This window comes from Burkholderia sp. Nafp2/4-1b (genome assembly GCF_003635165.1).
Classification (GTDB): domain Bacteria; phylum Pseudomonadota; class Gammaproteobacteria; order Burkholderiales; family Burkholderiaceae; genus Burkholderia.
Window position 1 is genome coordinate 25,767 of the sequence record NZ_ML058611.1, and the last position, 19,902, is coordinate 45,668.

The following is a 19,902-nucleotide window of genomic DNA, read 5'->3' on the forward strand; positions in this document are numbered from 1 at the left end:
ATCGCGTTTCCATCGGCGCTCGAGCTGCAAGCGTATGCGCGTACTACGCAGACTACTTCGCCATTGCCGGCCCCGCATCGATCGCGACGCGATTCTTGCCTTGGTGCTTCGCGCGGTACAGCGCGCGGTCGGCTGCCTCGATCAGCGACGTCGTCGGCAGGCCGGCCGCCGGCACGACGCTCGCGCCGCCGATGCTGATCGTCACGTAGCGGCCGGTCGACGAATGCACGTGCTCCAGCCGCAGTGCTTCGATCGCGAGGCGAATCTTCTCGGCGAGCAGGCGCACGCCGCCCGGCGACGTGCCCGGCAGCACCACCGCGAATTCCTCGCCGCCGAAGCGTGCGGCGAGATCGCCCGCGCGGCCGAGGCAGCTTTCGACGGTCGAGGCGACCCGCTTGAGCACGTCGTCGCCCGACACGTGTCCGTACGTGTCGTTGTAGAGCTTGAAGTTGTCGACGTCGATCATCAGCAGCGACAGCTCGCTGCGCTCGCGCGCGCAGCGCCGCCATTCGGCGGCCAGGTATTCGTCGAGATAGCGGCGGTTCGACAGCCCGGTGAGCCCGTCGGAATGCGTGAGGCGGCGCAGTTCGAGGTTCGCTTTGAGCAATTGCTGCTGCGATTGCCGCAGTGCGCGGTAGGCTTCGTCGCGCTGCAGCAGGTTGACGTACGAGCGCGAGTGGTAGCGGACCCGTGCGACGAGCTCGATGCGGTCCGGCAGCTTCACGAGGTAGTCGTTCGCGCCGGCCGCAAATGCGGCGCTCTTGATCGCCGGTTCCTCCTTGGTCGACAGCACGATGATCGGCACGTCGCGGATCACGGGATTCGTGCGGTACGCCTTCACGAGACTCAATCCGTCGGTGCCGGGCATCACGAGGTCCTGCAGGATCACGGTCGGCCGCGTTTCGACTGCGGCGGCGAGCGCGTCGTCCGAGCGCGTGCAGTAGTGGAAGTCGATGCCGTGCTCGTCGGCAAGCGCGCGCTGCACGGCCTGGGCGACGATCGTCTGGTCGTCGACCAGTAGCACCATCACCGGCACGTCGGTCGCCGGCGGCGCCTGCAGGGTCGCGCGCGCGGCTTCGAGCGCCGCGCCCGCGTCGTCCGCGTCGTCCGCGGCGGACGTGCCGTTATCGTGGCCCGGGCGTCGCGTGGAGTCATTCGTCATGTCGACACCTGTTGTTGCCGTTGCTGGCACGCAAGTCCATTTCATTCAGTTCCTGACGAGCGCCGCCAGTTCGTCCGCAATGCGCTCGAGCGGCAGGATCGCGCGCGCAGCGCCGAGCGTCGCGGCGGCTTTCGGCATTCCGTAGACGGCGCTCGTCGCCTGGTCCTGCGCGATCGTCTGGTAGCCCTTCATCCGCATCGCCTTCAGCCCGATCGCGCCGTCGCGCCCCATCCCGGTGAGCAGCACGCCGATCACGTCGCCGGGCCAGTGCTCGGTCACGCTGCTGAAGAATACGTCGACCGACGGCCGGTACGGCGTCTCGGTCGGCTCGCGCGTGTATTCGAGCGTGCCGGCGCGCGTGATCCGCAGGTGGTCGTTGGTCGCGGCGAGCAGCACGAACGACGGTTGTGGCCGGTCGCCTTCGCGGGCGATGCGCACGTTGAGCGGCGTCTGGCCGTCGAGCCATTGCGCCATGCCGTCAGCGAACGCCTGGTCGACATGCTGCACGATAACGATCGGCGCGCGGAAATCGGCGGGCAGTGCGCCGAGGATCGACGCAAGCGCGGTCGGGCCGCCGGCCGACGCGCCGATCGCGACGAGCCGCCCGCCGTCGCCGCGCGCCGCCGTGCCGGCGGGGCGGGCGGCGCTCGTCGGCTTGTCGAGCAGCCGGCCGATCTGGTCGATCTTCGCGAGCAACAGCTGCGCGGTGTCGCCGTTCGAGCCTGCGCCGAGCCGCGGCGTATCGACTGCGTCGAGCGCGCCGGCGCCCATCGCCTCGTACACGCGCCATGCATTCGCGCCGATATTGCTCGTCACGATCAGGATCGCGCACGGTTTGCCCGAAGACATGATCCGCCGCGTCGCTTCGACGCCGTCGAGCTTCGGCATGATCAGGTCCATCAGCACGACGTCGGGCGGTTGCGCTGCGCAGAACTCGACGGCCTGCACGCCGTCGGTCGCGACCCACAGCACGCGGTGCTCGGGCCGCCGCGCCACCACGCGGTGCAACGCCTCGACGGCGAGCGGAAGGTCGTTGACGATGCCGATGTTCACGGACGGGCTTCTCCTATCAGGTCTCGTACGGCGTCGAGCAGGGTTTCGTCGTGGAAGCTGCTCTTCGCCAGATAGTAGTCGGCGCCCGCGTCGAGCCCGCGACGGCGGTCCTCCTCGCGGTCCTTGTACGACACGATCATGACCGGCAGCGATTTCAGCGCGGCATCGCGCTTGATCAGCGTGACGAGCTCGATGCCGTCCATGCGCGGCATGTCGATGTCGGTCACGACGAGATCGAAATCGGCGCCGCGCAGCGCGTTCCAGCCGTCCATCCCGTCGACCGCGACGGTGACGGCGTAGCCGCGTTTTTCGAGCAGCTTGCGCTCCAGTTCGCGCACCGTCAACGAATCGTCGACCACCAGCACGTGCCGGCGCCGTGCGGCGGCCGTCTGCTGCGCGCGCTGCACCTTGTCGAGCTGGCCGCCGCGCACGAGCTTGTCGACCGACCGCAGCAAGTCCTCGACGTCGATGATCAGCACCGGTTCGCCATTCTCCATCAGCGCGGCCGCGGCGATGTCCTTGACCTTGCCGAGCCGGCGATCGAGCGGCTGGATCACCAGCATGCACTCGCCGCGGAACCGGTCGACGGCGATCCCGTACGACTCCCATTCGTCGCCGATCACGACAGTCGCGACGCTGTCGCGCGCCTGTTCCGGCGGCGGTGCGCCGAGCAGCTGGTGCGCGGTGACGAGCCCGACCGGGCGACCGTCGAAGCGGAAGTGCTGCTGGCCTTCGAGCGTGTCGATGTCGGCGCGCGGGAGTTCGAGCGTGCGGCGCACGTGCGCAAGCGGGATCGCGTACGCTTCGCCGCCGACCTCGACGAGCAGGCTGCGCACGATCGACAGCGTGAGCGGCAGTTGCAGCACGAAGCGCGCGCCGCGGCCCGGCTCGGTGAAGATCCGCACGGTGCCGCGTACGGCCTTGACCATGTCGTGCACCGCGTCGAGGCCGACGCCGCGGCCCGATACATCGGTGACGCGGTCGCGCATCGAGAAGCCGGGGAGCAGCAGGAAGTCGAGCAGCTCGTGGTCGGACAGCCGCGCGGCCGTGTCCGCGTCGGCGAGCCCGCGCCGCACGACGGCTGCGCGCAGCGCGCCGAGATCGATGCCGGCGCCGTCGTCGCTGACGGAGATCAGCAACTGGCCCGCGCTGTGGCGCGCTTCGAGCGTCACGCTCGCTTCGGCCGGCTTGCCGCGCGCGATGCGCTCGCCGGCCGTCTCGACGCCGTGGTCGAGCGCGTTGCGCAGCAGGTGGCCGAGCGGCGCGTCGAGCATGTCGAGGATGTCGCGATCGACCTGCGTCGTTTCGCCGACGATCGCGAACCGCACGCGCTTGCCGAGCGAGCGTGCGAGATCGCGGACGATGCGCGGATACGCGTGCGTCGCGTCGCCGAACGGCCGCATCCGGCAGCGCAACGCTTCGTCGTAAAGCTGCTGCGCGAGATGCGTGCTGCGGCGGTCGAAGCGGTCGAGCTCGTCCAGGCGGGCGCCGAGCTGCAGCTGCAGGTTGCCGAGCCCCTGGCGCACATCGTTCAGCGACGCGAGCGCGGGCGGGTCGAGCCGCTCCGCGAGCGTTTCGACGAGCATGTCGAGCGAGCGCGCGACGTCGCGCTGCATCCGCTTGATGCGCAGGATCGAGCCCGTGAACGGCTTCAGCCAGTGCGATTCGACGAGCGATTCGCTGGACAGGCTCAACAGCTGGTCGAGCTGCTCGGCGCGTACGCGCAGCATCCGCTGCGGATCGTGCCGGGGGGGCGGTTGGGTGTGCAAAGGCGGGGCGTCGGGCGCGACGGCATGCAAGCCCGGCGACGGATCGGCGGGCGGGTGGCGCGGGGGGCCGTCGCCGGTGTGCGGCGATATTGGGACAAGGGCGGCAGCGTCGGGCGGGTAGCCGAGGTGCGGCGCTGCGGCGCCTGGTTCCGGCGCGGGCGGTATGGGCAGTGCAAGCGGTGTGAGCGACACCGCGCGTTCGGCGCCCTCGTCCGACGCGTCGGTGCGACCCAGTGCGGCCAGCGCCTCGATGTCCGTGCGTGAAACCGCCGCCGCCGGATCGGCGTTGCCGACGCGCAGCAGCAGGTCCACGCCATGCAGCAGTGCGTCGATGTGCGCGGTCGTCAGCGTCAGCTCGCCACGCTGCGCGGCGACGAAGCATTCCTCCATCGCGTGCGCGACGTCGACGCCGTCCTGCAGGTCGATGATGCGCGCGGCGCCTTTCAGCGAATGCGCGGCGCGCATGCACGCTTCCAGCGCGGGCGCGTCGCCGGGCGCATGTTCGAGCGTCAGCAGGCCGCTCGCGAGCGCCTGCGTCTGCGTGTGTGCTTCGTCGCGGAACAGGTCGAGCAGCGACAGGCGCATCAGGTCGTCGTCGGTGCTCATCGCAGGCTCCTCGCAAGCGAGTCGAACACGCGGTCGGTGTCCAGCACGCCGATCGTCGTATCGCGCCACGCGAGCAGGCCGCGCGTGTGCATCGCGGCCGCGTGGGTGAGCGTCGTCGGCACCGGCAGCAGCGCGTGCACCGCAAATCGCAGCACGCCCTCGACCTCGTCGACGGGCAGCGCGACCGCGTCGCCGCGATGCTCGACGACCAGCATCCGCGCATACGCGTTGCGCGACTCGTGCGGTCCGGCTGCGTTGCGTTCCAGATTCAGCAGTACGCCGAGGGATGCTGCGATCGTCAGCGTGCCGCGCACGTTGACGAGCCCGAGCACTGCGCCGTCGCGCCGGTGCGGCAGCGAATGGATCGGGCGCGGCCCGTCGATCTGCCGCAGCGCGGCGGCGGGCAGGCCGAGCCATTCGTCGCCGACGCGGAACGCGAGCGCGGACTGCAGCGCTCGCGCATTGTCGGCGGATGCGGCAGAGGCGGCGGATGCAGTGAGTCGTGCGTCCGCCGGGGCCGGCTGCGACGCGCTGCGTGCGGCGCGCGCCGTTTCGGCGAGGTCCGCGTCGGTGAGCGGCCGGTCGAGCAGCTTCCCGGCTGCTTGTTCGAACACCGGGCAGTTCAGGCAACGGGTGTGCTCGACAAGCCGCGGGCATGAGCCGTCACCTCGCGTGCCGATGCCATTCCAGCAATCGTCGATAGCCCTAGCCGGAGCGCGGTCGTCACGAGCGGCGTGGGTCATCGGTTCCTCCCGGGTTCGCTGGTCCGGTCCGCCGTCGGCACGGCTGACGCGCCGCGCAGCGCGCTCGCCCGCTGCGCACGCAGCATCAGTTGCCGCGCACCTGCCGCGTCACCTGCCGCATCGCGCAGCGCGGCGAGATGGGTCAGCGCCTCGTAGTGAGCCGGGTCGAGATACAGCGTCTTGCGATAAAAATCCTGCGCGTCCGCATCGAGACCGCGCGCATCGGCGATCAAGCCGAGCAGGTAGAACGCGTCCGCGTCGGGGCCGTGCGCGAGCGCGAACGTGTGCGCGGCGCGCTCGGCGTCGTCGAGGCGGCCCGTGTCGGCGAGCCGGCGGGCGTCGGCCAGCGTGGGCGCCGGGGCGGCGGGTGCGCTCGGCGTGGAATCCGTGGCATCGGGCGCCGCGTGCGCGATGCGCGTCGCCGGCTGCCGCTGCGGCACGGCCGGCGGGCGGTACAGGGTTGCCGTTGCGAAATGGCTTGCCGCGGAGGGCGCCGCGACCGGGTGCCCGAGCGGCAACGTTCGCGGGGCCACCGGTGTGGCAGATGCCGCAGACACGGTGGACAGCCGCTCGCCACCGTTCACGCCCGCAGCCGGAGCACCAACCGGCGGCGCGCGATGGAACGCGAACGCGAGCGGAATGCGCGCGGGCACCAGCGCATGCCGCATCATCAGCCCCGTCTCGGCCGGGCCGACGAAGATCGTGCCGGCGTCCGCGAGTTGCCGGTCGAGCAGCCGGATCGACTGGTCCTGAGCGTGTCGGTCGAAATAGATCAGCACGTTGCGGCAGAAGATGAAGTCGTAGCGCGTGTCCGCGTCGAGCGGCAGGTCGAACAGGTTTGCCTGCACGAAGCGTACCGGTTCGCGCACCCGCGGGTCGAGCTGCCAGCTGCCGGCCGTTTCACGGAAATGGCGGTCGCGGAATTCGAGCGGGTGGCCACGAAACGCGTTGCGTCCGTAGACGGCGACCCGCGCCCGCTCGATCGCGCGGGCGCTGATGTCGATCGCGTCGATCGCGAAGCGCGACGGGCCGATGCCGGCGTCGAGCAGTGCCATCGAGATCGAATACGGCTCCTCGCCGGTCGAGCACGGCACGCTCAGCACACGTAGCGTGCGCGCCGGCTCGCGCACGAGCCGCGCGTCGGCGATCCGCGCAAGCGCGACGAATGCCTCGCGGTCGCGGAAGAACCACGTTTCCGGCACGACCAGCGTTTCGATCAGCGCCTGCCGTTCGTCCGCGGACGCATTCAGCCGCTGCCAGTACGCATCGATCGCGGCGCCACCGGCGGCCTCGGCGACGTCGTCCGGCATGCCGCCGGCGGGCAGCGGTGTGTCGGGCGCGTCCGGTGCATTGGGCTGCGTGACGCGTGCGCGTTCGGCAACCGCGCGCGCGAGCGCACGATTGCCAAGCGTCGCCGCATCCATCCCGGTTTCACGCGCGAGCCACGCTTCGAATCGAGGGTCGTTGGCGTTCATCATGGTCATCATCCGGCAAGCACCTGCGCGGGCGGAAACAGCAATGCGCGCGCGTCGTCATCGAGCATCTGCTCTACGTCGATCCGCTGCACGAATCCCGTCGCGTCGGCGGCGACCGGCCCGAGCCAGCGCGCGTGCGGCATCGCGATCCCGCTGTCGGCGAATTGCGCGGGCGCGAACTCGCGCACCTGCGTCGCGTGCTCGATGATCAGCCCGAGCCATCGATCGGCGCCGTCCGCCTCGTGTTGCTGCGCATAGCGCACGACGACAAGCCGCGTCGATCGCAGCGCGTGCGCCGCGCGCCCGAGCGCGAACCGCGGCACATCAATCACCGGCACCAGCGTGCCCCGGTGATCGATCACGCCGGTGAGCCATGGCGGCGTACCCGGCATCGACTTCACGGGCGCGAGCGCCAGCACCTCGACGATCCGCGTCGCATCGAGCGCATAGCGTTCGCCGTCGAGTTCAAAAAGAAGGAAGAGCATCGTGTCGTCTGCCCGAAGGCCGCGGGCGTCAGCCGTCGATCTTGAAGAGCGACACGCCGGTGCGCAGGTGGTTCGCGACGAGCGTGAGGTCGTCGATCGCCTGCGACGACTGGCGCAACGATTCGGCCGTCTGCTGCGCGGATTCCGACAGCTGCGACAGCGCCTGGGTGATCTGCTCGGCACCGTTCGCCTGCGTCTGCATCCCTTCGTTGACCATCTGGAAGCGCGGCGCGAGCGTCTGCACTTCGGCGATGATCTGCGACAGCTGGCCGCCGACCTGCTGCACGTCGAGCATCCCGCGGCGCACTTCCTCGGAGAACTTGTCCATCCCCATCACGCCCGCCGACACGGCCGACTGGATTTCCTTCACCGTCTGCTCGATGTCGTAGGTCGCCACGGCCGTCTGGTCGGCGAGGCGGCGGATCTCGGTCGCGACGACCGCGAAGCCGCGGCCGTACTCGCCCGCCTTTTCGGCCTCGATCGCCGCGTTCAGCGACAGCAGGTTCGTTTGGTCTGCTACCTTGGTGATCGTCGCGACGACCTGGTTGATGTTCAGCGCCTTTTCGTTGAGAATCGCGAGTTTCGCGTTCACCGAGCCGGCCGCGTCCATCACGCTGCGCATCGTCTCGCCCATCCGCGTGAGGCCGCTCTGGCTCACGCCCGCGAGCGTCGCCGACTGTTCGGCCACGCCGGTCACCTCGTTCATCGTGCGCAGCAAATCGCGTGACGTCGCGAAGATCTCGCGCGACGTCGCGCCGATCTCGGTCGTCGTTGCCGCGGTTTCATTGGCGGTCGCCTGCTGCTCGCGCGATGTCGCCGCGATTTCGGCAACCGACGTCGTCACCTGTAGCGAGGACTGCTGCGCCTGCGACACGAGGCTCGCGAGCTGTTCGGCCATTCGGTTGAAGCCGTCCTGCAGCGTGCCGAATTCGTCGCTGCGGCGCAGGTCGAGCCGCTGCGCGAGGTTGCCGGTGCGCATTGCGTCGTGCACCTCGACGAGCCGTGCCATCGGCCCCGTGATCGCGCGGAACAGCGCATAGCCGGTCGCGAGCGCGACCAGCAGCACGACGCTCAGCGCGGTCGCGAGCGTCGCTTCCGCCGTGTTGACCAACAGGCGGATCTGCCGTGCCGAATCGTCGGCCTCGCTGCGGTTCTCGTCGACCAGCGCGTCCGCGGCACGGACTACGTTCTCCCACGCCGTCGTCACGGGCGCGAAGTTGGCCTGCGCAGCCGCGCGGTCGCTCGCCGCCGCATGCGCGGCGTCGTTCAACAGCGGCAGGTACTGGTCGTATGCGGCCCGGAGCGTTGCGAAGCGCGCTTTGTCTTCGTCGCGGAACAGCGTCGCCTCGTATTGCGTCGACGCCTGGTCGAAACGCCTCAGCGCTTCCGGAATCCGGTCGAGATCGCGCTTCGTGCCGTCCGCATCGCCGTCGATGAAGGTCGCGCGTTCGACCACCGTATAGCTTTGATTGATCACGGTGCGCAGCGACGTCGACAGGTACAGGCCCGGCACCGAATCCCGCTGGAGGCTGTCGGCAGCGGCGTCGATCGCCGTCAATCGGGTGTATGAAATCACGGCCATGACCAGCATCAGCACAAAGATCGCGCCGAAGCTGAGCACGATGCGCGTGCCGAGCGTGAAGCGTCCTCCGCGCAGCATGGCGCGCAAAGGGGGTGTGCCGGCGTGGGGCGTCACGGTGGCCATGTCTATCTCCCGTAGGGCGTGGGTCGTCCGGATCCGGCGGCGCGAAGTGCAGAGAAAACGATTCAGTCGCAGGTCGGCGCGATCAATCGAATCGTTCCGGATGGGTATCCGATTGCCGCTGCCCGGCATGCTGTCCTGCGGCGCGGCTGATCGCAATCGAATTTTTTACGCATTGACCCATGCTTTTTCATCCCATTAAAGATAGGTCAATAGGCAGACGTTTGCGGAAATTTGAAAGGGCGGAGGCGGGGGGGCGGTATTTCGGCTGGCCGGCCGACGACGGGGCGCCGGTGGCCTGAAATGCGGAACGATGACGCATGATCGAACCGCCTGAAATCCAATTGAAAGATGTTTGCGGGGGCGAGCGCGACTATCGATTTTCTTGCCGCCCAACTCTTGAAAGCCACGCAAAGACTCTGTCAAGTTGGTGAAGAGGCGGCGGGAGAATGAAGCGATGAGGAAGACGAAATGGCTCTGTCAAGTTGACGAGCGCACGCTAGAGGGCCGGCCGGGATTCGCCCATTGTGAAGCTTCGCATATTCACGATTATGCTCAGCGCCGGATTACGCACAGCGGCGGCCGGAACGTATTGAGTGACGGACGTCTTGGACCGTCGCCGTGAATATAATCACAGGCTCGCGAGGAATGCCATCACCCTGTCGGTCGCGCGAAATCGCGGAGCAGTCTGCCCCGCCGGCTGCAGCCGATTCAGCGTCTTCTCCTTCAGTGCGCAAGATCGGCTTCCATGTAGATGTGTGTCGTGTCGAGATGCTTATGGCCGAGCCAAAGCGCGATCACGTTCATATCGACACCCGCTGCAATAGATGCATGGCCGTCGTGTGGCGCTAATATACCCAACGATATAAACGGCTGTCATACCCGAATTCAGATGTCCACCGTCCAGCTATTTAAAAATGTCCGGTTTCAAGGTTGGTTTTGCTGCTTTTTTTCGTCGTTTTGAGCATTACTCAGTGTCGTGAGAAGCGACAACGTCTGCCCGATGGGCAGAGTCACGCGGAGGAGATGGCGTTTTTTCGATCGGGGCCTTGTCTACATCCTTCGGCATCGTTGGAGACATGCTCCAGTGCCGAGGCGATCCGGTCGCATACCGTGCAGCGGCGAGGTGGGTTGCGGTTGATCTCGGAAGACGGGCACGCGTACTCCGCCAAGAAGGGCTTTGTGCAGATTGGCAAAATAGACGGAAAGGTTGGGCTCGAAAAGATTGGAGTCGCCGACGCCTCAACGTTCCCGGGCTTCTGCAATCACCACGATTCGCGACCTGGCAATTAATCGGTCCGCAGCGCACAGTGCGAGCGGCTGTGCCGCTATGTCGACGCTGACGCCCGTCCATGCCGACGGCAGCTCATTTCATCGGCCATGCTCGAAGCTCGCTGTTGACCAGCAATGCACGGTCGGCCCCGTGTTTCGCAACATCGAGTAGGCAGCGCGCAAACTGGTCGCAGTCCACGCTGTAGTCGGCGCCCAGCAGTGAGAACAGGGCGCCCACCGGGGCCAGGAAGCGCGCAAGGTCCTTGCGCGGACCGCTGCGGGCTGTGGGACGGATGTAGCCGGGGCGAAAAATGAAGATCGGGGCGTCCAGCTCCGACAGTTGGCGCTCCGCGCGGCCTTTGATGCAGGCAAATAACGAGCGGCGCTGTTCCGTAGGGTCGGCGCTTCGCCCGCTGACGAAGCAGAAACGCAAGCGGGGATTGGCCGCGAACATCGCCCGGGCAGCGGCCAGTGGATAGTCCAGCGTCACGCGCATGTACGCCTGCGCCGCAGCGCCTGCCTGCGATGTGCCGAGGCACCAGATGCAGGCCGTGTAGCCGGCCAGATCCCGGCCCTCATAATCGAGGAAGTCTCGCATAAGAACTTCTCGCAGCTTGGGATGCACGAAGCCCACGCTGCGCCGCGTCAGTACGGTGACCTGCGCGATGTCCGGGTCCGCCAGCGCCTGTCGCAGCACTTCGCCTCCGGCAAAGCCGGTGGCCCCTGTCAGGATGATTTTCATAGACGCAGGCTCATTTCACCGAGCGCTTCTTGGTGGACAGGAAGTCGTCGAACTCCTGCATGGTGAGGCCTTCGACCCAGGTCGGTGTGAGGCCGCCGGCGCGCATGCCGTCGAGCAGGAAGGCGAGGTAGCGGCGCCAGAGCTCCGGCTTGGCAGGCGGGCTCAGGTCGATGACCGTGCGCATCATCACCAGCAGCGGTCCGATGTCGGTGGCGCAAGCATCCGCGCGCACGACGCCCGCGCGCTGCGCGCGTTCGAACAACGCCGCCACGGCTTGTTCGAAGCGCTTCTGGACTTGCGGGCTGGCGATGCCATCGGCGGCGGACAGGTGGTGCAGGCCGCGATGGCGTGCTTGCGTCGCCACCACGGTTTCGAAGAAGCTGGCGAAGCCCTGCCAGGGATCGGCCGCGGCCAGCGCAGCTTCGGCGTCGGCAATCAACTGCTGCATGGCGCCTTCGAGCACTTCGGAGGCCAGCGCCTGCTTGTTGGGGAAGTGGCGGTAGGCCGTGCCCACGCCCACCCCGGCATGGCGCGCCACGTCGTCCAGCGTGGCGGACAGGCCGCGCTCGGCGAACACAGCATTCGCGGCGGCCAGCAGCCGCTCGCGATTGTTCGCCGCGTCGCTTCGCAGACGCTTCGTGGGCGGCTTGCTCAAGCGACCCGCCATTCGATCAGGCTGCGACCGCAGTCGGCCACCGTTTCGCGCGCGGACCGCGGGATCCAGCCGAGGACGCGACGCGCCTTCTCGATGCTGTGCCGGTTCTTGCGGCCCAGCGCCACCGCGATCTCGCGGAGTTCCGGGCGCGTCTCGGCCAGTTGTCGCACCTGCTGGTCGGATAGTTCGACGGTGGGCACCTTGTCCGCCCGCGGACAGCTCGTGCGCAGCGTCTCGGCGATCTCCGACATCCACATGAACTCGCCCGTGGCCAGGAAGCGTTCGCCGGCCGCCGCGGGGGCCACCATTGCACGCAGGTGGATGTCGGCCAGGTCGCGAACATCCACGATCTCGAAGCCGATGCGAGGAATCCCGGCTATCTCGCCGCGCAGCATGCGGCCGATGACCTGCACGGAGTTCAGGTTTTCGGCCGACAGCACCGGGCCGAAGACTGCGCCAGGAAGGATGGTGGTCAGCGTGGTGGCGCCCCCTTTGTCCTGCATGAAGTCCCAGGCCGCCTTCTCCGCCAGCGTCTTGGAGCGGCGGTAGGGAACGAGGCCCGGCGCATCGGGGTCGGTCCACAGGGTTTCGTCGGTGACGCCTTCTTCCTCGTACGAGTCCGGGCTGGACGCGTTGGCGGCAGAGGTCATTACCACCCGCTCCACGCCGCCGCGCACAGCGGCGGCCAGCACGCGCAGGCTGCCGCCGCGTGCGGTCTCGATCATCTGCTCCGGCGTCGTCGCGCCGAGACCCAGCGGAGAGGCGACATGCAGCACGTAGCGACAGCCCTCTACCGCCTCATCCCATCCTGCATCGGCGAGCAGATCCGCCACCACGAACGAAAACTGACCACCGCATACCGCGCCCGATTCCACGGCAGCCCGCACCGCGGCTTGCTTGCCCGGATCGCGCAGCGTCGTGCGCACTTCATAGCCCTTTTCCAGCAGTGCGGCGATGCACGCGCGTGCCACGTAGCCGGTCCCGCCGGTTACCAAAACTCTGTCTGCCATGAGATGCCTCCTGAGGTCCAAGACAGTCGAATCCATAAACGGAGATCGTATCTCCATTTATGGTGGCGTGGCAAATCATGGAGCCGTTAGAGATTGCGTGTCGCACCAGAGGCGCCGTCGGAAAAGGGGCGAAGTTCAGGCGATGCGGCTGGTTGATGGCTGCACGGATCTGCATCGAGAACTGAACCGAGCGCAGGTTGGACCTGGTTCGCAGCGGATGCAGTCGATTGCTCGAGCCTGTCCCGAACGTCTGGTTCGGGGCAGGCTCGTTGATGTCTCGACTGGCTGCTTCGGGTCGGGACTACACCGGCAGTGTATGGAGATCCACGGGGCCCAGTGTTGTGCCGCACAATACATTCCGGTATCATTCACGCCCCCCACAAGCTGCGCATACGGATTTCGAGCGAGGCACCCCGGCCTCGACTATCTGTGCGTATCACGATTCCGTTCGCATCCCGGCAGGCAACCCGTTCTGGCGTCATGCTCGCGACGATCGTCGGCTCATCTGTCGAGGAGCATGTATTGACAATTCCTGATCGGAACGATTCCACGTCCCCTGAAATCACCGCCACGGCAAAAGCCGGCCGCCGTGTGTCAAAGGGAAAGGCCCAGGCCCCGACGCCGACGGACATCGCGTCACTGGCACGCCAGAACGAAGAGCGCCAGCACCAGATGCGCGCGTTGATCGCGCTCGGTCGTGAGCGCGGTTATCTCACCCACGCGGACATCAACGATCACCTGCCCGACAACTTTGCCCAAACGGCGGCGATGGACACCATCGTCAGCACGTTCGGCGACATGGGCGTGGCCGTGTATGAGCAAGCGCCGGACGCCGAAGCGCTCCTGCTCACCGACGCTGCACCGGCCGTGGCATCCGACGATCAGGCGGACGAGGAGGCCGAAGCTGCGTTGTCGACCGTCGATTCCGAATTCGGCCGCACCACGGATCCGGTTCGGATGTACATGCGTGAGATGGGGGCCAGCGAGCTGCTGACCCGCGCCGGTGAAATCGAGGTCGCGAAACGGATCGAAGATGGTCTACAGGACATGATTCAAGCGATTGCCGCGTGTCCGTCGATCGTGTCCACGATTCTTGCCGATGTCGACCGCATCGTGGCAGGCGAACTCCGCATCGACGAACTGGTCGATGGCATCAGTGTCGACGCCGATGAAAGCGAAATGACGCCGGAGTTCCAGGATGAGGATGCGGAAGTACTCGCCGCCGACGATGATTCGGACGAAGACGACGTCGAAACGGGCGCCGGGGATTCGGAGAAGGCGAACGCGGCTCGCCTCCAAGAACTCACGAACGACAGTCTTGTGATTTTCGCGCGCGTGCGTGCACTGTTCGAGCAGTTGCCGGATGAGCCTGTCACTGGCGATGCACGTTCCGCAGCCGCCGCGCAAGTGCGCATGGCGATCCAGTGTGAACTCGCGCCGATCCGCTTTACCGCGAAGACCATCGACCGCCTGTGCGCAATTGTGCATGGGCAAGTGACTGAGGTTCGCGCGATCGAGCGCAGTATCCTGGCGATTGCTGTCGACCGTTGCGGCATGCCGCGCGACGCGTTTGTCGCATCGTTCCCGGGCCACGAGACCGATCTTGAATGGACGATCCGGACGGCAGCGACCTCGCAGCAGTTTGGCGCGGCGCTCGAGCGACATCAGCCGGCGATTCAGGCGGCGCAGCAGAAGCTCATCGACCTCGAGTCGCGGGTCTCGTTGCCGCTCCAGCAGCTCAAGCAGATCAACCGCCAGATGAGTGCCGCGGAACTGAAAATGCGACAGGCCAAGCGCGAGATGATCGAGGCGAACCTTCGTCTTGTCATTTCAATCGCCAAGAAATACGTGAATCGCGGCATGCAGTTCCTGGATTTGATCCAGGAGGGCAATATCGGCCTGATGAAGGCCGTGGACAAGTTCGAATACCGGCGCGGCTGGAAGTTCTCGACCTACGCGACCTGGTGGGTCCGGCAGGCTGTCACGCGTGCGCTCGCCGATCAGGCGCGGACCATTCGCGTGCCGGTCCACATGATCGAGACGATCAACAAGCTGAACCGGATATCGCGCGAAATCCTGCAACAGACCGGGCAGGAAGCGCATCCCGCGGTGCTGGCAAAACGCATGGAGATGACCGAGGAGAAAGTGCTCGGTATCCTCAAGATCGCCAAGCAACCTGTCTCGCTCGAAACCCCGGTGGGTGACGATGCCGATGCAACGCTCGGCGACATGATCGAGGATGTCTCGGCGAGTTCACCGGCTGAGGCGGCGATTCACGCGAACATGCGCGCGGCGATCGACGAGGCACTCGCCGGGTTGTCGCCGCGCGAGGCCAAGGTTCTGCGGATGCGATTCGGGCTCGACACAAACTCCGATCACACGCTTGAAGAGGTCGGCAAGCAGTTCGATGTGACTCGTGAGCGGATCCGTCAGATCGAGAGCAAGGCGATGCGCAAGCTGATGCATCCCAGCCGTGCAGACAAGCTCAGGCCCTTTCTTGAGCGCTGAGACAAGGCGGGCGTCGTATCCCTTCGACGACCGACTCCAGACTGGCAGCGATCACGCATCGGCCTGATCGTTGTCCTGACCGGGCGTGTTCGCTGCGAGGAAAACTTGCAGCTACCGCCCGATGGCAAATGATCGCGGCGTCGTCCGAAATCGATGTGCGCAGCCGGTGCGAGGCCAAATATCCGGTCCGACCCCAAATTGTCGATAATAATCATCAATGGGTTAGTGTCTGCCGTTCGCCAATGAAGCAGAGGGCGTCTCCAGACATGGCCGCATCGCAGATGAGCGGTCCCTCGACCGGCGGTGCCAGCACACCCCGTCGTTAGGTGCTCCGACTGGTACGCGCGCATCTCCTTGACCAGCCGGTCCTGCAACGTCAGATGTGCTCTCACGACACGCCCCAGCCGAGCTGCTGTTCGCGCAGAACGTGTCGATGTTCAACTCATACATGGCCCGGCCGAAGTGCGTGACGCTCTGGCCGGTCTTGCCGGCGGTCGTATTGCGGAACACGCTGTACTTGTCGCTGTAGAACGCCACCCGCTTGACGAAGCCGTACTCAGCTTCCCGGCGTCCGTATTCGTGACGGTTTCGTCGGATCATTCGACCTCGTGCCCATTGTGCGAGTGATGGCAAAGCCTTGCGTACCGTTTCAACGGTTCAACATCTCGCTCCTCCCACCGCGCGCTCCGTCCATTCCCCTGTTCCAAATCGGCCTGAATCGCTATGCGCATGCGGACTAAGGTATGCGATTACCTTGTGCCGGAGCGTCGCTGTCCGTTATCGGGTAGTCTTGCTTGGATCCGTGATGTGGCTTTTTGGTGGTTTCCCGTATGGAAAGCGACTCTCGCGTGTGGCTTGATACGGCTTGGCCGCGATGGACGCTTAGCGGTCTTTTTGGAAAGCGCTTACCTTCATCGCCTTTTCTGACGCCGGGGGAGTGCCGGACCTTGCGAGCCGCTTGAACGGTGAGTTGCAGAACGTCGTTCCGGTCATCGCGGAAAGCGCGAGGAAAGCACTGCTGCATCGTTGTTTGCAGTCGACGGCCGGAAGATCATTTAGTAATGCTAATTTCGTGAGAGGTTCGGAATGAAATCTCGTAGCAAAAGTAAGAATCTCGGCATCAAGATTCCGATCGCATTGGCTATTGCAGCGCTGGTGGCGGGTTGCGGCGGCGGTGACGGCTCGCCATCCGATGCGCAGCACTCTCTGGTCGCCACGCAGAAGGACGCGGTTTCGGATGCGATTGCCGGCATGCGCGCACAGTGGCAGACCTACGTGACCGGCGGGGCGGTGGACACGAGCGACCCGGACGTATCCGCGAAGATTTCGTCCATCGTCTCGACCGCGCAGCAACTGCAAAACGACTTCGTTTCCGCTGCGAACCGAACCACGTGCCTCTGGACCGGGAACACGGCAGCCAATACCGCAACTCATCCATGCGACTGGACGCAAAGCTCGTCCGTTCGCAACAACTTTCTGAACGTCCAGAGCATGGTGCTTGCCTACACCACGCAAGGATCCAGTCTGCACGGTAACCAGGCTCTGCGGGCGCAGATCGTCGATGCGCTCCAGTGGCTGTACACCAACCATTACAGCCCGTCCATTTCGCAGTTCGATAACTGGTGGGACTGGGAAATCGGCATTCCGAAGACGCTCGGCAGCATACTGATTCCGCTCTATAGCGATCTGACAAACGATTCCGATCCGAACATCAGCGGCTTGATCGGCAATTACGTGACGGCGATGGATCACTTCAACGCCGACCCGACCAACCAGACGTGGCCGGTGACAAATCCGCCGGTAGCGATGACGGGCGCCAATCTGCTGGACAAGGTCGTGGGACGGATCTTCAGCGGCATGCTGGCCAACGACGGCAACAAGATCACGGCCGCTCGCAATGCGATGGCGCCGGTCTATAACAACGTCACGTCGGATGACGGTTTCTACGCGGACGGTTCGTTTATCCAGCATCACTACGTCAGCTACATCGGCGGTTACGGCGCCTCGGTGATTGACGACATGACGAACCTGATGTACCTGACCAACAATACGCAGTGGAGTTTTTCCAGTGCCGAGATTCAATCCGTTGCCGGCTGGGTGGACAACAGCATCGCTCCGTTCATTTACGGTGGAGCGATGATGGACATGACGCGCGGACGGCAGATTTCTCGTTCGGCGACGAGCGATCATATGGCTGGACGGGCGATGAGTGTTTCCGTGCGGCGCCTCGCGGACGCTGCAGATGCGGCGACGGCTGCGCACATCAATAGTCTGGTGAAGGGCTGGATTCAGTCCGACACGACGTTCAATAGCGCGTCAGGTTGCACGTCGGCGTGTTACATGTGGGGTGTGAGCAGCCTGTACGATATGGTGCGCGTCAAGGCGTTGCTAGCCGACAGCACGGTGACGGGCTCGACCGTGCAAACGAGCCGCGTATTCGGCAGCATGGCGCGCGCAGTGCATACGACGCCGACATTCGGCTTTGGGCTTTCGATGTTTTCCGATCGAATCTCGTCGTTCGAATATGGAAACGGTGAGAACAAGAAGGGCTGGCTGACCGGCGCGGGCATGTCGACCATGTACACCGACGACGAGAAGCAATTCACCGGCAACTTCTGGGCTACGGTCGATTCCGGGCGGCTGCCGGGCACGACCGTCGACGGTTCCAATTTCAACAATCCGAACACCCATCTGCCGGTTGACTGGTCGTTCTACGGAAATGCGCTGAACAACCTTCGGTGGACAGGTGGTTCGAGCGTTGCGGGCACTTACTCGTCCGCGGGCATGGAGTTCGACATGTCGGGATTTCTGTCGCAGGAACCGCCGCAAGGTCGCACCAGCCCGAGCGGCCTGACCGGCCGAAAGTCGTGGTTCATGATGGACGATCGCATCGTTGCGCTCGGTTCCGACATCGCGGACAACGCGGCAAGTCCCGTCGAGACCATCGTCGACAACCGCAAACTCGTACCGCCATATTCCGGGTCGGCGGGTGGTGCCAACAAGCTCACGATCAATAACAGCGGCTATAACAATGCGTCACTGGGTGCCGGGACTCAAACGGTTGCCAATGTGAAATGGGCGCATATCCAGGGTAGCAGCCAAAGCACGTGCAGCCCGGTGTTGAACGATCCTTGTCCGACCGGTTCGAAGGGTATCGGTTATTTCTTCCCGACGCCGGTTACGTTGTCGGTACTGCGCGAAGCGCGCACGGGCGCATGGAGCGACGTGAATGCGGGCGGTTCCGCCACGCAGGTGACGGACAACTATCTGAGCCTCGCCATTCCGGAGGGAACAGCGCCGGCTTCGGCCAGCTACGCCTATGTCCTGCTGCCCAACAAGAGCGCGGCCGAGGTCAATGCGATCGCCTCGAATTCGGGCATCTCGATCCTGTCCAACGGCAACGGTATCCATGCGGTCATGTACACGCCGAGCGCCGGCAACTATACGCGCGTCGTCGGGGCGAACTTCTGGAACGCGAGTGGTGGCACGGTCAATGTCAGCGGACAAAGCTACCTGACGAGCTCGTCCAAGGCTTCCGTGACGGTGGCCGAAACTGCGTCGCAATTGTCCGTTGCGGTTTCCGATCCGACAGAGGCGAACAATGGCGTCGTCACAGTCACGATCAACCATAATGCGAGCAGTGTGGCCGGAACTCCGGACAGCGCGATCACGGTGGTCAGCCTCAGCCCGATCCAGTTGAGCGTGAACGTCAATGCCGCGCACGGCAGGAGCATTGCCGCCAACTTCAACTTTTAAAGATGCGGTGACATAGCGCCGATGGATTTCGGCGCTACAGGCGGTCGGGCTGCGGCCCCTTGGGACCACCCGACCGCGGTCATGGCGACGCGCACGGAGCTTGCGATCCGGACTCAATGACAAGCCGACATGTTGCGCGGGTACTGTCTCCAGGAGCGAGCAACCGCAGCCCGTGTCCATGGTGTATGGCATTGGCGAGCCCCATCCACGGCTCGACGCAGTAGAAATCCGCCGGCGACTGACGCTGCGTCCAGGTCGTAACTGCGTACCAAGGATCAGGCGCGCCATCCAGCTCGACTCGTATTCGCCGCCCCGTCGGCGCGCGCGGATGGGGCGGAATGGCAAGCAGAACCGTGCCCGGTTCGTCGAGCACGTGATAGCAATCCATCAATGTCGCATCGTCCACGCTGTACGCGCGATCGCCGGGCGTGAACGGGGCGAGCGTCCCATCGGGAAGCTGGCGCGACATGCGGGCGGCCGGAAGATATAGCGTCGAGAGCCTGCGCAGTTGCTGCGGCAACTCAAAGTAGAAGTGGTGGCCCGCATAAAACGGCATCGGGCGTCGCATGCCGTGCACCGGTGCCTCGTGCGATACGGTCATTGTGGCTTCGAGTCCGTTCTCCAGCAGTCGATACGTCATCCGGAATTCGAAGGCATATGGGTAGCGGGTGCGCGTAAATGGCGTGTCTCGCAATGTCATCGTGATGCTGCCGCCCGGATCAGCCGCCGTCATCTCGAATGGAAGATGCGATGCGAATCCGTGCAAGGCCAGACGCCGTACGTGTCCGTCGCCATCCATCCACCAGCCCTCGTGTCCGCCCACGAAATGCCGTCCGACGAACGGAAACAGCAATGGATTTCCGCCTCGAATGTCGGCGGCATTCTGCCAATCCGCGGCGCGTGGCCAATGCAGTATGTCCTCGCCACGATAGCGCCATTGAACCTATATGAACGCGTCCCTTTT

At 65.3% G+C, this 19,902-nt stretch carries 13 protein-coding genes and 1 pseudogene; 2 read left to right on the forward strand and 12 right to left on the reverse strand.

The window, feature by feature from the left end; all coding sequences use genetic code 11:
- Positions 1-52: 52 nt before the first annotated feature.
- The 10 genes from C7H84_RS21835 to C7H84_RS21885 all read right to left on the reverse strand — a co-directional run bounded on the left by C7H84_RS21835 (position 53) and on the right by C7H84_RS21885 (position 12,674).
- Positions 53-1,162, reverse strand: a complete 1,110-nt coding sequence (locus C7H84_RS21835) for a diguanylate cyclase (protein WP_121860744.1) — start codon at positions 1,160-1,162, stop codon at positions 53-55.
- A 45-nt stretch (positions 1,163-1,207) separates the two neighbouring features.
- Complete coding sequence (locus C7H84_RS21840) at positions 1,208-2,215, reverse strand: chemotaxis response regulator protein-glutamate methylesterase (RefSeq protein WP_121860745.1); 1,008 nt, start codon at positions 2,213-2,215, stop codon at positions 1,208-1,210.
- The gene (locus C7H84_RS21845) at positions 2,212-4,590 is read right to left on the reverse strand and encodes a hybrid sensor histidine kinase/response regulator (protein WP_121860746.1); all 2,379 of its coding nucleotides are present in this window, start codon (positions 4,588-4,590) and stop codon (positions 2,212-2,214) included. Before C7H84_RS21845 ends, C7H84_RS21840 begins: the two co-directional genes overlap by 4 nt.
- Positions 4,587-5,333 (reverse strand): chemotaxis protein CheW, encoded by a 747-nt coding sequence (locus C7H84_RS21850; protein WP_121860747.1) that lies wholly within the window; start codon positions 5,331-5,333, stop codon positions 4,587-4,589. Before C7H84_RS21850 ends, C7H84_RS21845 begins: the two co-directional genes overlap by 4 nt.
- Positions 5,330-6,808 (reverse strand): protein-glutamate O-methyltransferase CheR, encoded by a 1,479-nt coding sequence (locus tag C7H84_RS21855; RefSeq protein WP_121860755.1) that lies wholly within the window; start codon positions 6,806-6,808, stop codon positions 5,330-5,332. Before C7H84_RS21855 ends, C7H84_RS21850 begins: the two co-directional genes overlap by 4 nt.
- A gap of 8 nt (positions 6,809-6,816) precedes the next feature.
- Positions 6,817-7,293 (reverse strand): chemotaxis protein CheW, encoded by a 477-nt coding sequence (locus C7H84_RS21860; protein ID WP_121860748.1) that lies wholly within the window; start codon positions 7,291-7,293, stop codon positions 6,817-6,819.
- Positions 7,294-7,321: 28 nt separating this feature from the next.
- Positions 7,322-8,998: a methyl-accepting chemotaxis protein gene (locus tag C7H84_RS21865; RefSeq protein ID WP_121860749.1), complete on the reverse strand. Its 1,677-nt coding sequence runs from the start codon at positions 8,996-8,998 to the stop codon at positions 7,322-7,324.
- Positions 8,999-10,361: 1,363 nt separating this feature from the next.
- Positions 10,362-11,009 (reverse strand): epimerase, encoded by a 648-nt coding sequence (locus tag C7H84_RS21875; protein WP_121860750.1) that lies wholly within the window; start codon positions 11,007-11,009, stop codon positions 10,362-10,364.
- A gap of 10 nt (positions 11,010-11,019) precedes the next feature.
- Positions 11,020-11,664, reverse strand: a complete 645-nt coding sequence (locus tag C7H84_RS21880) for a TetR/AcrR family transcriptional regulator (protein WP_162999338.1) — start codon at positions 11,662-11,664, stop codon at positions 11,020-11,022.
- On the reverse strand, positions 11,661-12,674 hold the full coding sequence (locus tag C7H84_RS21885; protein ID WP_121860752.1) for an NAD-dependent epimerase/dehydratase family protein: 1,014 nt from the start codon (positions 12,672-12,674) through the stop codon (positions 11,661-11,663). The genes C7H84_RS21880 and C7H84_RS21885 overlap by 4 nt, the downstream gene beginning before the upstream one ends.
- A 480-nt stretch (positions 12,675-13,154) precedes the next feature.
- On the opposite strand from C7H84_RS21885, the gene rpoD reads away from it, so the two are divergent.
- The gene (rpoD, locus tag C7H84_RS21890) at positions 13,155-15,182 is read left to right on the forward strand and encodes an RNA polymerase sigma factor RpoD (protein ID WP_240462066.1); all 2,028 of its coding nucleotides are present in this window, start codon (positions 13,155-13,157) and stop codon (positions 15,180-15,182) included.
- 344 nt (positions 15,183-15,526) lie between these two features.
- On the opposite strand, the pseudogene C7H84_RS37205 reads toward rpoD, so the two are convergent.
- Positions 15,527-15,725, reverse strand: a pseudogene (locus C7H84_RS37205) (ISNCY family transposase); the annotation flags it as partial.
- A 543-nt stretch (positions 15,726-16,268) separates the two neighbouring features.
- Here C7H84_RS37205 and C7H84_RS21900 point away from each other — a divergent pair.
- Positions 16,269-18,938, forward strand: coding sequence for a polysaccharide lyase 8 family protein (locus C7H84_RS21900; protein ID WP_121860753.1), 2,670 nt, complete (start codon positions 16,269-16,271; stop codon positions 18,936-18,938).
- Positions 18,939-19,017: 79 nt separating this feature from the next.
- Here C7H84_RS21900 and C7H84_RS21905 read toward each other — a convergent pair whose 3' ends face one another.
- Entirely contained in the window at positions 19,018-19,791 is a 774-nt protein-coding gene (locus tag C7H84_RS21905; RefSeq protein ID WP_346428392.1) for an aldose epimerase, read from the reverse strand.
- Positions 19,792-19,902: the final 111 nt, after the last annotated feature.